At 67.7% G+C, this 13925-nt stretch carries 15 protein-coding genes and 1 riboswitch; of the genes, 13 read left to right on the plus strand and 2 right to left on the minus strand.

Going from position 1 to position 13925, the window contains the following annotated elements; all coding sequences use genetic code 11:
• Positions 1 to 45 precede the first annotated feature (45 nt).
• The 8 genes from OHB24_RS12040 to OHB24_RS12075 all read left to right on the plus strand — a co-directional run bounded on the left by OHB24_RS12040 (position 46) and on the right by OHB24_RS12075 (position 8029).
• On the plus strand, positions 46 to 1239 hold the full coding sequence (locus OHB24_RS12040; protein ID WP_327639065.1) for an ATP-binding protein: 1194 nt from the start codon (positions 46 to 48) through the stop codon (positions 1237 to 1239).
• 48 nt (positions 1240 to 1287) lie between these two features.
• Positions 1288 to 2154 carry a DUF3152 domain-containing protein gene (locus OHB24_RS12045; protein ID WP_327639066.1) on the plus strand — a complete coding sequence of 289 codons (867 nt, stop codon included), beginning with the start codon at positions 1288 to 1290 and terminating at the stop codon, positions 2152 to 2154.
• A gap of 30 nt (positions 2155 to 2184) precedes the next feature.
• Positions 2185 to 2994, plus strand: a complete 810-nt coding sequence (locus OHB24_RS12050; protein ID WP_327639067.1) for a hypothetical protein — start codon at positions 2185 to 2187, stop codon at positions 2992 to 2994.
• Positions 2991 to 3650 carry an alpha/beta fold hydrolase gene (locus tag OHB24_RS12055; protein ID WP_327639068.1) on the plus strand — a complete coding sequence of 220 codons (660 nt, stop codon included), beginning with the start codon at positions 2991 to 2993 and terminating at the stop codon, positions 3648 to 3650. Before OHB24_RS12050 ends, OHB24_RS12055 begins: the two co-directional genes overlap by 4 nt.
• 18 nt (positions 3651 to 3668) lie before the next feature.
• A riboswitch (TPP riboswitch) is annotated at positions 3669 to 3786 on the plus strand.
• On the plus strand, positions 3782 to 5107 hold the full coding sequence (locus OHB24_RS12060; protein ID WP_327639069.1) for a purine-cytosine permease family protein: 1326 nt from the start codon (positions 3782 to 3784) through the stop codon (positions 5105 to 5107). (Overlaps the previous riboswitch by 5 nt.)
• A gap of 60 nt (positions 5108 to 5167) precedes the next feature.
• Positions 5168 to 6070 (plus strand): 1-aminocyclopropane-1-carboxylate deaminase/D-cysteine desulfhydrase, encoded by a 903-nt coding sequence (locus OHB24_RS12065; RefSeq protein WP_327639070.1) that lies wholly within the window; start codon positions 5168 to 5170, stop codon positions 6068 to 6070.
• Between the two features lie 92 nt (positions 6071 to 6162).
• Positions 6163 to 7116, plus strand: a complete 954-nt coding sequence (locus tag OHB24_RS12070; protein WP_327639071.1) for a hypothetical protein — start codon at positions 6163 to 6165, stop codon at positions 7114 to 7116.
• Positions 7117 to 7345: 229 nt separating this feature from the next.
• Positions 7346 to 8029 (plus strand): class I SAM-dependent methyltransferase, encoded by a 684-nt coding sequence (locus OHB24_RS12075; RefSeq protein WP_327639072.1) that lies wholly within the window; start codon positions 7346 to 7348, stop codon positions 8027 to 8029.
• A 90-nt stretch (positions 8030 to 8119) separates the two neighbouring features.
• Here the strand turns inward: OHB24_RS12075 and OHB24_RS12080 are convergent, their stop codons facing one another.
• Together OHB24_RS12080 and OHB24_RS12085 are read right to left on the minus strand one after the other, a co-directional pair.
• Positions 8120 to 8686, minus strand: a complete 567-nt coding sequence (locus OHB24_RS12080) for a methylated-DNA--[protein]-cysteine S-methyltransferase (RefSeq protein ID WP_327639073.1) — start codon at positions 8684 to 8686, stop codon at positions 8120 to 8122.
• Complete coding sequence (locus OHB24_RS12085; RefSeq protein WP_327639074.1) at positions 8679 to 9170, minus strand: RNA polymerase sigma factor; 492 nt, start codon at positions 9168 to 9170, stop codon at positions 8679 to 8681. The genes OHB24_RS12080 and OHB24_RS12085 overlap by 8 nt, the downstream gene beginning before the upstream one ends.
• A gap of 304 nt (positions 9171 to 9474) precedes the next feature.
• Here OHB24_RS12085 and OHB24_RS12090 point away from each other — a divergent pair, with 304 nt between their 5' ends.
• The 5 genes from OHB24_RS12090 to OHB24_RS12110 are packed head-to-tail and all read left to right on the plus strand — an operon-like array spanning position 9475 to position 13906.
• Positions 9475 to 10017 (plus strand): flavin reductase family protein, encoded by a 543-nt coding sequence (locus OHB24_RS12090; RefSeq protein ID WP_327639075.1) that lies wholly within the window; start codon positions 9475 to 9477, stop codon positions 10015 to 10017.
• Positions 10010 to 11053 carry an ABC transporter substrate-binding protein gene (locus tag OHB24_RS12095; protein ID WP_327639076.1) on the plus strand — a complete coding sequence of 348 codons (1044 nt, stop codon included), beginning with the start codon at positions 10010 to 10012 and terminating at the stop codon, positions 11051 to 11053. The genes OHB24_RS12090 and OHB24_RS12095 overlap by 8 nt, the downstream gene beginning before the upstream one ends.
• Entirely contained in the window at positions 11050 to 11886 is an 837-nt protein-coding gene (locus tag OHB24_RS12100) for an ABC transporter permease (protein ID WP_327639077.1), read from the plus strand. The genes OHB24_RS12095 and OHB24_RS12100 overlap by 4 nt, the downstream gene beginning before the upstream one ends.
• Positions 11862 to 12572: an ABC transporter ATP-binding protein gene (locus OHB24_RS12105; RefSeq protein ID WP_327639078.1), complete on the plus strand. Its 711-nt coding sequence runs from the start codon at positions 11862 to 11864 to the stop codon at positions 12570 to 12572. Before OHB24_RS12100 ends, OHB24_RS12105 begins: the two co-directional genes overlap by 25 nt.
• Complete coding sequence (locus OHB24_RS12110) at positions 12569 to 13906, plus strand: LLM class flavin-dependent oxidoreductase (RefSeq protein ID WP_327639079.1); 1338 nt, start codon at positions 12569 to 12571, stop codon at positions 13904 to 13906. The genes OHB24_RS12105 and OHB24_RS12110 overlap by 4 nt, the downstream gene beginning before the upstream one ends.
• Positions 13907 to 13925: the final 19 nt, after the last annotated feature.

Below are 13925 nucleotides of genomic sequence, written 5' to 3' on the forward strand. Positions count from 1 at the left end.
CGGTCAATCTACGGAAAACGCTAGACGGCCTCATACAGTGACAGCATGGATCCGATCCGGAATCCCTATGCGCCCGGCGCCGGTCAGCGGCCGCCTGAGCTGGCCGGACGCGACACCGAGGTGCGGCAGTTCGAGGTGGTGCTCGAACGGGTCGCGGCAGGCAGACCGGAGCGGAGCCTGGTGCTCAGCGGACTCCGGGGCGTCGGTAAGACGGTGCTGCTCAACACACTGCGTTCGCAGGCGATCAAGCGGGCGTGGGGCACCGGGAAGATCGAGGCGCGACCGGACCAGAGCATCCGGTTGCCGATCGCGCAGGCGCTGCACACGGCGATGCGGGAGCTGGGACACCGGCACCGCGACGACGAGAAGGTCGACCAGTTCAGCGCCGTACTGAAGGCTTTTGCGTTGCGTACGGCGGCGAACGACCGGAAAGGGATCCGCTGGCATCCGCCGGTGGACGTGGCCGCGGCGAAGGGCCGGGCCGACTCCGGTGACCTGGAGATGGACCTGATCGAGCTGTTCAGCGACGCCGCGGATCTGGCCGGCGACCTGACCGTCGGGGTCGGGCTGTTCATCGACGAGATGCAGGACATCAGTGCAGACGACCTGTCCGCGCTGTGCGCCGCGTGTCACGAGATCTCGCAGCAGAGCGCGCCGCTGGTCGTCGTCGGCGCGGGCCTGCCGCATCTGCCCGCCGTACTGTCGGCCAGCAAGTCGTACTCCGAGCGGCTGTTCCGCTACATCCGTGTGGACCGCCTGGCGCGGGAGGCATGCGACCGGGCGCTGATGGTGCCGGCCGAGAGCGAAGGCGTGCAGTACGACGAGGAGGCGCTGGACGAGCTGTACGCGCAGACGGACGGGTACCCGTACTTCGTGCAGGCGTTCGCGCACTCGACCTGGGACCACGCACCGACCTCACCCATCACCATCAAGGACGTCGCCGTCGCAGGGCCCGAGGCGTCCGCCGAGCTGACCGTCGGCTTCTTCGGCTCCCGCTACGAACGCGCCACCCCCGCGGAACGCGAGTACATGCGCGCCATGGCCGAACTCGGCATCGGCGTCGACGACGGCTCCGTCCCCACCGCCGAGGTAGCCAGCACCCTCAACCGCAAACCCCAGTCCCTCTCCCCCGCCCGCGACGGCCTGATCAAGAAAGGCCTGGTCTTCTCCGCCGAACGTGGCACGGTCGCCTTTACCGTGCCGCACTTCGGAAAATTCCTGCGTACGAGGACGGCTTAACGAAACCGGGGTTTCGTGCTCTGGCAGGTATCGGTAGGGTCACGTGTCATGACCACCCGGCGGAGCGGCCAGCGCGGACACACGTCTGGGCGGCGGCGGGGTGGGCGGCACAGTCGGCGGAAGTCGTACAAGGGGCAATGGCTTGTGGTGACTGCGTTGGCGGTGCTGGGGACCGTGGTGGTGGCGCATCCGGATGTCGCGCACCGGAACAGCTTGGCGGCGCAGGCGGTTGCAGGGGTCAACGAGGTTGCTCAGGAAGAGCCGGTGGCGTCGGTGACGCCCAAGTCGACCCCGGTTCCGATTGCCACGCCGACGCAGAAGTTCACCACTCCGTTGCGGCCGGCACCGACCCTGACGCGCAAGCCCAAGGGTGCGAAGCCGAACGTCCTGGTGTCGACCGGGAAACTCGCCGTGGTGCCTGGGTCCAACAAGGCGACCGGTGTGCGCGACAAGATGACGTACCGCGTCGAGATCGAGCAGGGTGTGTCGGTGAACGGCGCCGCGGTCGCGGCGGCCATCCACAAGACGCTGACGGACCCGCGCGGCTGGCAGGCGGTGCACCCGGTGAGTTTCGAGCGGACGGACCGCGTCGACGCCGACCTCCGGATCATCCTCGCCACGCCGACCCTGACCGACAAGCTGTGCCTGCCGCTCGACACCGGCGGTGAGGTCTCCTGCCGCGTCGAGGACCGCGTCGTGCTCAACGCGAAGCGGTGGCTGTACGCGATCCCGGCGTACAACGGGAAGGTCGATCTCTACCGCAGCTACCTGGTCAACCACGAGGTCGGGCATGCGCTCGGCCACGGGCACTCGACCTGCACGACCCCGAAGACCCCCGCGCCGGTGATGATGCAGCAGACCAAGGGCCTGGCCGGCTGCCTGCCGAACGCCTGGCCGACGGTGAAGGCGACCTGAGAAGCTAGGTACGACGGGAGGGAGTACACGATGTCGTCACAGGACTTCCCGACGTACGGCAGGGACGAGCAGCCCGAGCAGCAGGGGCCAGGCGAGGAGCAGCACTTCGCTCCGCCCACGCCGTACGGCGGCGGCACGTACGGCGGCGGCAACGCACCCCAGCCCGATCAGTTCCCGTACGCGGAGCCCCAGCCCTACGGAACACAGCAGCCACCTACGCAGGGCAACCCCGCGTACCACCAGCCCCCGGCCTACCGCCCCGGTGCACCGTACGGCGCTCCGGCGAGCCCTGAGCCGCATGAGCTCCCGACGTACGGCCGCGAGGAGCACTCGCGTGACCCTCGTGCAGCTCGGGTCGTAGGACTGGCCGCGTTCATCGCTGCGATCTATGGGCTGCTGGTCGTCTCCGTGCAGCGCGTCGCGCTCCGGGAGATCTCGCAGGCGCCAGGCTCTGCGCTGAACCACCCGCTGCGTACTGACGTGCTCGACGCGATCGGCCAGCTGTTGCTCGTGGTGGTGGGCACCGCCGCGCTGGTGATGTGGATCCGCGACGCGCTGGCCCGCTACAAGGCCGGTCGCCGCCCCGACCCGGCCGAGCTGGCCGGTCTGCTCCTGGTGGCGGTCTCAATCATCCCGATCCTGGTCTGGCTGCTCATGGTGGTGTCCACCGGTCTGGGCGCCAGCGACGGCGCGGTCCACCGGCTGCCCACGGCGTACGGCTGGGGTGGTCTCGGCCTGCTGATCCTCGCCGTCGGCCTCTTCCTCGGGTACCGCGAGCTGAAGCCGGACGTATCGAACCCGGTCGTCAAGGGCGCCCCGGCCAAGGCTCCTTGGGAGTGAACGCACCTGTCGTCCTCGTGCCCGGCCTGGGCCTCGGCCCAGAGTCGTACGCACGGACGGTCGAGCACCTCGTCACGCCGTACCACGTGGTCACCCTGCCCGGGTACGGCGAACCTGCGGGCACCCGTGAGGACCTGCACCCCCGTGCGCTCGCGGTAACGCTGGCCGGGAAGATCCGCGAGCGGTCCGTGCTGGTCGGCCACTCGGCGAGCTGTCAGATCGTCGTCGAGCTGGCGATCCGCTACCCCGAGCTGGCCCACGCGCTCGTCCTCGCCGCACCGACCGGCGACGTCCGGCTCTCGAGCTGGGTCGACCGCGCGGTCCGGCTCGTCGGCTCTGCCATCCCGGACGCGCCGAAGCTGGTCCGGATCAGTCCGCAGTACGCCCGTACGACGCTGCCGTCGATCGCCCGCGCCGCGGAAGCGTCGAGGCACCACGACCTGGCTGCCGTCATGCCCCGCGTCCAGGCGCCGGTCGTCCTCGTGCGCGGGAAGCATGACCTGATGTGTACGGCGGAGTGGGTCGAGCGGCTCGCGGAACTCAGCCACGGCGAGGCCCGCACGCTCGACTCCGGGGCGCACATGCCGGTCGTCACGAACGGTCCCGAGCTGGCCGCTCTCATAGAACGAGCAGCCGCTCTTCCACCAAGTAGCTGACGAGTTAAGATCAGCAGCACAAACCTATGCGGGAGCTCGCACCGAGGATGCGCGGGCTGAGAGGGCGACAGCTGGGTCGCCGACCGCCTGAACCTGACCGGGTAATGCCGGCGTAGGGATTGGGGTCACTCATGACCGATACAGCTGTTCGTCCTGCCGGTACCACCGAGGCACCGCTCGTCCTCACCACCGATGCGCCGCGCACGCTCGGCTTCTTCGACCAGTTCACGCTCTGGGGCAACTTCGGCATCTCTCTGTTCGGCCCGGTGACCGGTGCGCTCGTGGCGGCGTACACCGGCTCGCTCTGGCAGGGGCTGCTCGCGGTGGTCGTCGGCTGTGGAATCGGTGCGCTCGTGCTCGGTGGCGCGGCCGTGTTCGGGTCGCAGACCGGTGCGCCTGCGATGGCGAGCCTGCGTGGTCTGTTCGGCCGCCGCGGCTCGATCGCGCCGACCGTGCTGAACATCGCGCAGAACGTCGGCTGGGCGACGATGGAGATCATCGTGATCTCGCAGGCCGCGGTCGCGGTCACGAATGAGCGGTGGCGCTGGCTGTTCGTCGTACTCGCCGGAATCATCGCCACCGCGATGGCCGTTCGTCCGCTCGGCAGCGTGAAGATCCTGCGGAAGTTCATGGTCTGGCTGGTGCTGCTCGCGTCGGTGTTCCTGTTCGTGCAGGTGCTCAGCAAGCCGGTGCACGCGTTGCCGCAGGACAGCGTGTTCGGCTTCTGGCCGGCCGTCGACCTGGCCGCTGCCGGTGTCGTGTCGTTCGCGCCGCTGGCCGCGGACTACACGCGGCACTCGCGGACCAACAAGGCCGCGTTCGGCGGGTCAGCACTCGGCTACGGCCTGGCGGCGATCGCGTACTACGCGCTCGGTGTCGTCGCTGTGGCGACACTGCAGACCAACAGCGAGGACGTGATCACCGCACTGGTCACGCTGCCTGCCGGTGCGATCGCCCTGCTCGTCCTGCTGGTGGATGAGGTCGACGAGGCGTACGCGAACGTCTACTCGACGACGATGGCCGCGCACAACCTGATCGGCCACATCGACCGGCGGTGGATCTCGGTCGCGATCGGCGTACTCGCCACCGGCATCGCGCTGTTCATCGACCTGGGCAACTACACGCAGTTCCTGTACCTGATCGGCTCGGTGTTCATCCCGTTGTTCGCGGTCGCGATCGCGGACTTCTTCGTGGTCAGCAAGATGAAGTGGGACGTCTCCGGTACGGCGAAGTTCCGCTGGCAACCGACCGCCGCCTGGCTGATCGGCTTCGTCGCCTACCAGTTGGTGAACCCAGGCACCGTCTCCGGCTGGTCCCCGTTCTGGACCAACATCCAGCAAACCCTCTTCAACAACCAGCCGGTCCCCAGCTGGCTCGGCGCAACGTACACCTCAATCATCGTCTCGATGGTCGCCGCGATTCTCCTCGGCCGGATTGGTCGGCGGCAGGCTGCCTGAGCCTGAGTGGCATGGCGAACTCCGTACTGCTGATTGGTGTTGTTGTGCGATCGTGGGGTGGTGGATGACCTTCGGTCGGTGGATCTTCAGGTGCCGTCGCCGTTGTCGGAACTTCGCGACGACCGCCTCGGTGCTGCGGGGGTTCGCGTTCTGCTGAAGCGTGACGACCTGATTCATCCCGAGATTCCGGGCAACAAGTGGCGCAAATTGAAGTACAACATCGCTGCCGCGCGACGGCTGGGCCTCGACACCCTGCTGACATTCGGCGGTGCGTACTCGAACCACATCCGCGCAACCGCCGCGGTCGGCTACTACGAAGGCTTCAACACCATCGGCGTGATTCGTGGGGAGGAGCATCTGCCACTGAATCCGTCTCTCGCGTACGCCGCCGCGCGCGGCATGCGACTCACCTACCTTGACCGGACCACGTACCGCGCCAAGACGTCGGAGGCTGTCATCGGCCGCCTGCGCCGCGAGTTCGGCGAGGTCTACCTGCTGCCTGAGGGAGGCAGTAACAGGGAGGCTGTCGTGGGCTGTGCAGAGATCGCGGCCGAGATGACGGAGCCGTTCGATGTGTTGTTCTGTGCCGTCGGCACGGGCGGAACTCTGGCAGGAGTCGCCGCAGGACTCGACCGGCACCAGTCGGCTGTCGGTGTGCCGGTTCTGAAGGGTGGCGCGTTTCTGGAGAAGGAGATCGTCGACCTCCAGACATCCGCCTACGGTGCACGGTCGGGCACTTGGCATCTTGAGTGCGACTACCACTTCGGCGGTTATGCGAAGCGCACAGCCGAACTGGACACATTCATCGAGGACTTCGAGAAGCGGTACGGCCTGCTGCTGGACTGGGTCTACGAGGCGAAGATGATGTACGCGATCTTCGACCTGGTGCGTCGCGGAGTCGTCATCCCGGGTGCGACGATTGTCGCTCTGATCAGTGGATCTGCCGAGGTTCCTGAGGTGTGAGCTCAGTCGTCGAGCCAGTCGAGGTGCCAGTCGCCGGTGTTTACCTTGAACTGCTTGCCAAAGCCGAGCCAGCGGCCGGTCATGGAGCGTCCGTGGGGGCTGACGACGAGTTGTATGGCCGAGCTGACCCGCAGTACCTGGATGCGGTCTACACCGACCAAGCTCTGATGACGCAGACCAAACCTGTTCAAGGCCAAGCCGACAGCTTCGTCTGGAGCTCGTCCTCTTCGATGCCGTCGGTCATGGCCGACATGATCGAAGAACTGCAGATCAGCCCAGGCATGGCGGTCCTCGAGAGCGGCACCGGGACCGGCTACAACGCCGCCATCCTCTGCCACCTACTCGGCGACAGTGCCGTCACCACGACCGAGATCGACCCCGAACTTCGGCTCACGGCGCTCGAACGCCTCGCCGAGCTCGGATACCACCCGTCCACCGCACCCCAGCCGCGTAGCTACGACCGGATCCTGTCCACACACGCCGTCGCCAAGATCCCTTACGAATGGATCACCTGGAGCAAGCCGGGCGCGATCCTCCTGACCGACCTCCGCCCACCAGCCAACAGCCAAGTCGGCGCCTGGGTGAAGCTCACCATCGACGAAGACGGTCGAGGCGCCACAGGCCGCCTGATGCCGCCACGTGGGTATTTCATGAGCGCTCGCAAGGTGCCCGAGTACGCCGAGATCGGCCATACCCTTCCCGAACTCACCCTCGACGAACACCAACGCCGTGCTGAGCTGATCGAAACGCGAGCCGTCCGCGCCCAGCCCGAGATCCTCAACGACCAAGCATTCGGCTTGTACTGCTGGCGAAGTAACCCGAACGTCTGGTCGTGGTTCCACGATGGCGAAATCACCCTGAGCACAGCGGACGGTTCGTGGGCCCAGGTACGAGGACAAACCGTCAGCCTCATCGGCGAACGAGACCTCTGGGCCGAAGTGGAACACACGTACCAGGACTGGCAAGCAGCGGGCTGGCCACCTATCACGGACTGGACCGTCAGAGTCACACCCGACGGATCCACAGTGGTTGTGCTTCCCGGTTGATCGCGGCTGCCTGAGCTGCGGGTGCGGCCGGGTTGGGCGGTCCGCCGCTAGTGCATAACCACAGTCCGGGGTGGGTGGGAGCGGCGCGCAGCACGGCGACGAAGGAGCCGCGCGTTAGCGCTGCGTGGGCTCACTACCTCCTCCTCATCTGTCTTTCCTCAGCTGGTACGAGTTCTCTTTGTTGGTAGCCGCTGGACAACTGACCCGGAGTTGCCGGAATACTTGCCGCATGTTGAATTCCGCACTGCGTAGTCGGGCCGAGTATGCGGAACTTGGGGCCGACGGACTGGCCGCGCGTACGTCGCCTGAGCGGGACGCGCTGATCGTCAAGGCGGTGCAGGAGCTGCTGGAGGGGCACGAGTCGGTGCTCGACCTGTGCTGCGGGTACGGGCGCGTCGCGCTGCCGCTGCGCCGCGCGGGCAAGGTCGTGCGCGGGCTGGACATCTCGCCGAACCTGCTCGAGGCCGGGCGCGCCAAGGCCGCCGAGGAGGAGCTCGCGATCGACTGGGCGATCGGCTCGATGACCGATCTGCCGTACAAATGGGACTCGTTCGACGCGGTGATCTGCCTGTGGACGGCGTTCCACGAGCTGTTCGCCGAGGACGAGCAGATCTCCACGATCTGCGAGATCTCCCGGGTGCTGAAGCCGGGCGGGATCGCGATCATCGAGGGCCCGGTCTGGGGACCGGCGACCGCGGGCGAGATCGCAGGAGGGATGCGGCAGGGCCCGGAGCACCGGATCGTCACCACCGAGCACGACGACGACCGCAGCAGCGTGCACTTCATCCACGACGAGATCAGCTACGGCCGGCTCTGCGCGGCCGCCGGAATCGACGACTACAAGGTCTACAAACGCGACTGGGGCGGTCGCCGCCGGTTGATCCTGGAGATCCACCAGCCGGCAACTTCCTGACAAGTCAACAGGAGCAGATCCCCACTCCACATTGGGGATCTGCTCCTTATTCGACCGAGTGTAAAACCATTCCCGGCAATTCCGGAAAACTCAGCTTTTTGCTTCGAGATTCAGCAAGAATCGTTTTGCGTCCAACCCGCCGGCGTACCCGGTGAGCGCGCCGCTCGCCCCGACCACCCGATGGCAGGGCAGCACGACACAGACCGGGTTCGCGCCCAGTGCGGTGCCGACCGCCCGCGCCGCCTTCGGTTTGTCGATGTCGCTCGCGACCGCGCCGTACGTCGTCGTCGCGCCGTAGCTCGTGTGCGTCGGCAGATCGTTCAGTACGAGCCGCTGGAACGGTGTCGCGAGCACCAGGTCCACCTCGACGTCGAAGGCCCGGCGGTCACCGAACAGGTACTCGTCGAGTTGTCGCCGTACGTCGTCCAGCGGCCGAGGCTGCCGTAGTACTCGCGGGGACACGGCTCGGGCGAGCCGCGTGGTCATCGTCTCCTCGTCGTCGAACGAGCTGGCGACGACCCGCCCGTGTGTGATGGCAAGCAGCATCGTCCCGATCGGGGTGTCGTGCAGCGTGTAGGCGACGTCGGCGTCGGGTAGGACGGGCGGCCTCAGGTCAGGTAGGTCGAGCCGGGTCAGCCGGCTCTCGAGATCAGTCATCGTGTACTCCGAGATTCGTGCGCAGGGTCGCCAGCGCGTCGCTGACGAGCCGGCGCGACGCGGCGGGCGTGGTGTCCAGAGCGGCGGCCACGCCGTGGTGGTCCAGGTCGCCGACGTACTTGAGCGTGATCGCGAAGCGTTGCCGCTCCGGGAGTTCGTTGACCGCCCGCCACAGGTCGGGATCCGGCCAGGCCGCGGCCTCCGGCCCGTCGACCGCGACCGGCGGTGCCTCGTCCAGCGGGCGCTGCGGTTTGCGCGCCCGGTGGACGTCGGTCGCGCACCGGGCGGTGATGGTGAGGAGCCAGCTGCGCAGGTTCTTCGCCGAGGTCAGCGCCGGGTACGCCGCGTACGCCTTCTCCCAGGCGCGTTGCGCGACGTCGTCGCCGTCCTGGCCTGCCATCGCCCGCGCCAATCTGGCGACGTCCCGCCAGTGCGCGTCGATCAAAGCCTGGAACGGCGGCAATCCGACCTTCTCCCGAACCATCACGTCAGTAGAACGCACCGACCGCCGATGGTGTGAGGGCAAGCCGACGGCGTGTCGTCCCAGGGGGTGGTCGGTTTCGGACACCCGTCCCGGATGTCGAGATTGTCTAGTTTCCCGATAGACATTGATGTGAAGATAGCTGACATGACGACGACACTCCTCACCCGCCGTCGCGTCATCGATCTGCTGCGGACGGCGAGCGCCACCTGTCGGTGACCCGTTCTCTCGCTGCTGCCTGCATGAGGCCTGTCTGATCACGCCTCTTACATCACCTGTGGTCCCTGCCCCGTTCTGAGGGAGAGACATGTCTGTACCTGCCCTGAATCGTCCTGCCCTGGCCGTCGTACCCGATCGTTCCGAGGAGCGGGCGGTGGACGCCGACGTCTACCGTTCCGTGTTCCGTCGCCACGCCGCCGGCGTCGTGGTGATCACCGCGGACGCCGGGCACGGCCCCGTCGGCTTCACCGCCACCTCGCTGGTCTCGATCAGCCTGCTGCCGCCGCTGGTCTCGTTCGCGATCGCGACCAGCGCCTCCAGCTGGCCGACCGTGAGTACGGCGAGCAGCGTGGTGATCAACTTCCTGTCCGCCGATCAGCACGCGATCGCCGGCCGGTTCGCCACCAGCGGGATCGACCGGTTCGCCGAACCGACCCGCTGGTCGCGGCTGGCCACCGGCGAGCCCGCGCTCGACGACGCCCCGAGCTTCCTGCGCGCGCAGATCGCGCACCGTTTCGCCGTCGGCGACCACTATCTGGTCGTCGCCCGCCTCGCCACCCACACCGAGCGTCGTGAGCACGAGCCGCTGCTCTACCACGACGGCCGCTACGCGAAAGCACACCATGTCTAGAAAACGCCTCTACTCCGCCCTCGCCCTGCTCGCGCTCGTCACCGGATGCAGTGGCAACGCGGCCGCCGACGATGCCGCCAAGCTCTCGCTCGACGCCGCGCTCCCGACCTCGGTCCCCGACGGGACGAAGATCGTGGTCGGCGACCCCGCCACCCAGGTCGCGCTCAAGCTGTCCGGCCAGCTCGACAAGGTCTCGAAGTTCGTCCAGTTCGCGAACCTGAGCGGCGGTCCGCAGACCACCGAGGCGTTCCGGGCGCACGCGCTCGACCTCGGTTCGGTTGCCGAGATCCCGCCGATCCACGCGACCTGGACCGGCCTGCAGGTGAAGATCGTCGCCTCCAAGTTCCGTAAGGACCCGCTGAACCACCCGATCTACCAGCTGGGCATCGCTCCTGGGGTTTCGGTCAAGACGCTGGGCGACCTGCGGGGCAAGAAGATCGCGTACAGCCCCGGCCAGGCGCAGGGTGCGCTGGTCCTCAAGGTGCTGCAGAAGGCCGGCCTGACGAAGGAGGACGTGAAGCTGGTCGAGCTGCCGAGCACGGGTGACGTGTACTCGAACGCGCTCTCCGGCAAGCAGGTCGACGTCGCCCCGATCGGCGGCGTACAGATCAAGCGCTACCTGACGAAGTACGGCAAGGACGGCGCGACGACGATCCCGCACGGGATCCGCGACGACGCCGGTCACCTCTACGGCCCGGTCGAATCCCTTGAGGACCCGGGCAAGGCGGCCGCGATCCGCGCGTACGTCGCCGCGTGGGGCGTCGCGCAGGACTGGATCGACAAGCACCCCAAGGAATGGATCCAGGGGTACTACGTGAAGGACCAGGGACTGACCGAGGCCGACGGGCAGTGGCTCGTCGACAACGCCGGGCACCCGGACATCAGCGCCGACTGGAGCGACGCGATCGAGCGTCAGCAGCAAACCATCGAGCTGCTCGCCAAGGAGACCGGCAACAAGGTCATCCAGGCCAAGGACCTGTACGACCTGCGGTTCCAGACCGTCGCAGCGGACGCGATCAAGGGAGGTGCCAAATGAGTGCGACCGCGCTTCCCGGACTGAGGCAGCGCACGTCCTCGGCTCCCGTCGTACGGCGCCGGCGCCTCGGGCCCGGCAAGCCGATCAGGTTCGGAGCCGCGATCGGGCCGGTGCTCCTGCTGGTGATCTGGAGCGTCGGATCCGCCACCGGTTGGATCGACCAACGAGTACTGTCCGCGCCGTGGACCGTGGTGACCACGGCCGGCGACCTGATCGCCGACGGCCGCCTGCAGTCGAACCTGTGGACGTCCGCGCAGCGGGCCCTGATCGGTCTCGCGTTGGGCATCGTGCTTGGCGTGGTCCTCGCGCTGATCTCCGGCCTGTCCCGGCTCGGTGAGGCGGTCCTCGACGGGCCGATCCAGATCAAGCGCGCGATCCCGTCGCTGGCCCTGCTGCCGTTGCTGATCCTCTGGCTCGGCATCGGCGAGTCGATGAAGATCGTCACCATCCTGCTCGGGGTGTTCGTGCCGATCTACATCCACACCCACAACGGCCTGCGCACCATCGACAGCCGGTACGTCGAGCTCGCGCAGACCGTCGGCCTGTCGCAGTGGGAGTTCATCCGGCGCGTGGTGCTGCCGGGCGCACTGCCCGGATTCCTGCTCGGGCTGCGATTCGCGGTGACCGGCGCGTGGTTGTCGCTGGTCGTCGTCGAGCAGATCAACTCCACCAGCGGCATCGGCTACATGATGGAACTGGCCCGCACGTACGGGCAGACCGACATCATCATCGTCGGCCTGGTCGTCTACGGCATCCTCGGCCTGCTGTCCGACGCGGTCGTCCGCCTGATCCAGAGGAGGGCCTTGTCATGGCGACGAACGTTGGCCTCGTAACTGTGCAGGTCCGCGACCTGGTACGCCGGTACGACGATCGCGCTGTCCTGGACGGAGTGGACCTGGACATCGAACCGGGTGAGTTCGTCGCTCTGCTGGGTAAGAGCGGATCCGGGAAGAGCACCTTGTTGCGGGCCCTGGCCGGTCTGGATCACGACGTCGACGGAACCGGTGAGCTCGCCGTACCGGAGAACGTCTCGGTCGTCTTCCAGGACTCGCGGTTGTTGCCGTGGGCAAGAGTGCTCGAGAACGTCGTTCTCGGCCTGGGCGGTGCGGACGAGCGTGGGCGGCAGAGCCTCGAAGAGGTGGGGCTGGCCGGCCGGGAGAAGGCGTGGCCGAACGAGTTGTCCGGTGGTGAGCAGCAGCGGGTCGCGTTGGCGCGGTCGCTGGTGCGGGAACCGGAGCTGTTGCTCGCCGACGAGCCGTTCGGTGCTCTGGACGCGTTGACCCGGTTGAAGATGCACGTGTTGCTGCGGAAGTTGTGCGCGGCGCATCAACCCGCCGTACTGCTGGTGACGCACGACGTCGACGAGGCGATCGTGCTGGCCGATCGGGTGATCGTGCTCGACGCCGGCCGGATCGTCGCCGAGGAGACCATCACGTTGCCCGCGCCGCGGAGTGCGGCCGATCCAGGATTCGCCGCGGTCCGCTCGCGGCTTCTCGACGCTTTGGGAGTTTCGGTATGAGTAGGCAGTTGCACCTGAACGCGTTCTTGATGAGTACCGGCCACCACGAGGCGTCCTGGCGGCTGCCGGAGAGCGATCCGTTCGCGAACACCTCGGTGGCGCACTACCAGGCCCTGGCGCAGCTGGCCGAGCGCGGCAAGTTCGACTCGATCTTCTTCGCGGACTCGCCGGTGCTGTTCGGCAACGTCGGGCGGCGTCCGGCCGGTTCGCTGGAGCCGACCGTGCTGCTCACCGCGATCGCGGCCGCCACATCGCGGATCGGGCTGATCGCCACGGCGTCCACGACGTACAACGAGCCGTTCAACCTGGCGCGGAGGTTCGCCAGCGTGGACCACGTGAGCGGTGGGCGTGCGGGCTGGAACGTGGTGACGACCGCCGGGCCGGAGGCCGCGAAGAACTTCAATCTCGCCGATCAGCCGGCGCATGCGGAGCGGTACGACCGCGCGTCGGAGTTCCTCGAGGTCGCGTACAAGCTCTGGGACTCGTGGCAGGACGACGCCGCGGTCGCGGACAAGGCCGAGGGCGTCTGGGCGGTCCAGGAGCGCGTGCAGCCGATCGACCACGTCGGGCGGCACTTCCAGGTCCGCGGGCCGCTGAACCTGCCACGGTCGCCGCAGGGGCACCCGCTGATCGTCCAGGCCGGGTCGTCCGAGGACGGCAAGGGGCTGGCGGCGCGGTACGCCGAGGCGGTGTTCACCGCGCAGCAGACGCTGGAGGACGCGCAGGACTTCTACCGGGACCTGAAGGCGCGTACGGCGGCGCTCGGGCGGGACCCGGAGACGATCAAGATCCTGCCGGGGATCGTGCCCGTGATCGGGTCCACGGTCGAGGAGGCCCAGCGCCTGGAGCGGCAGCTGGACGAGCTGATCCGGCCGGAGTACGCGCGGTTGCAGCTGGCGAAGACGCTGCGAGTGTCGCCGGAGGACCTGCCGTTCGATCAGCAACTCCCGGCGGATCTGCCCGACGAGGACGAGATCGAGGGCGCGAAGAGCCGGTACACGCTGATCGTGACGCTCGCCCGGCGCGAGAACCTGACCGTTCGCGAGCTGATCGGCCGGCTCGGCGGCGGGCGCGGGCACCGCACGTTCACCGGTACGCCGGAGCAGGTCGCGGACGCGATCCAGCAGTGGTTCGAGGCCGGGGCGGCCGACGGCTTCAACGTGATGCCGCCGGTGCTCCCGTCCGGCCTCGCGACGTTCGTGGACGAGGTGATCCCGATCCTGCAGGCGCGCGGCCTGTTCCGGACCGAGTACACCGGCACGACGCTGCGCGAGCACTACGGTCTGGCGCGGCCCGCCGGACGGACTCCTCAGCTGCAGGAGGCGACTGCCTGAGGTCGTTGAGGGTCCCGTC

It is taken from the genome of Kribbella sp. NBC_00482, assembly GCF_036013725.1.
Classification (GTDB): Bacteria; Actinomycetota; Actinomycetes; order Propionibacteriales; family Kribbellaceae; genus Kribbella.

Bases quoted from the DNA above. Each gene is read 5' to 3' on its own strand.
- OHB24_RS12040 (WP_327639065.1), top strand. From the start codon at position 46: ATGGATCCGATCCGGAATCCCTATGCGCCCGGCGCCGGTCAGCGGCCG.
- OHB24_RS12045 (WP_327639066.1), top strand. From the start codon at position 1,288: ATGACCACCCGGCGGAGCGGCCAGCGCGGACACACGTCTGGGCGGCGG.
- OHB24_RS12050 (WP_327639067.1), top strand. From the start codon at position 2,185: ATGTCGTCACAGGACTTCCCGACGTACGGCAGGGACGAGCAGCCCGAG.
- OHB24_RS12060 (WP_327639069.1), top strand. From the start codon at position 3,782: ATGACCGATACAGCTGTTCGTCCTGCCGGTACCACCGAGGCACCGCTC.
- OHB24_RS12075 (WP_327639072.1), top strand. From the start codon at position 7,346: ATGTTGAATTCCGCACTGCGTAGTCGGGCCGAGTATGCGGAACTTGGG.
- OHB24_RS12080 (WP_327639073.1), bottom strand. From the start codon at position 8,686: ATGACTGATCTCGAGAGCCGGCTGACCCGGCTCGACCTACCTGACCTG.
- OHB24_RS12085 (WP_327639074.1), bottom strand. From the start codon at position 9,170: ATGGTTCGGGAGAAGGTCGGATTGCCGCCGTTCCAGGCTTTGATCGAC.
- OHB24_RS12090 (WP_327639075.1), top strand. From the start codon at position 9,475: ATGTCTGTACCTGCCCTGAATCGTCCTGCCCTGGCCGTCGTACCCGAT.
- OHB24_RS12095 (WP_327639076.1), top strand. From the start codon at position 10,010: ATGTCTAGAAAACGCCTCTACTCCGCCCTCGCCCTGCTCGCGCTCGTC.
- OHB24_RS12100 (WP_327639077.1), top strand. From the start codon at position 11,050: ATGAGTGCGACCGCGCTTCCCGGACTGAGGCAGCGCACGTCCTCGGCT.
- OHB24_RS12105 (WP_327639078.1), top strand. From the start codon at position 11,862: ATGGCGACGAACGTTGGCCTCGTAACTGTGCAGGTCCGCGACCTGGTA.
- OHB24_RS12110 (WP_327639079.1), top strand. From the start codon at position 12,569: ATGAGTAGGCAGTTGCACCTGAACGCGTTCTTGATGAGTACCGGCCAC.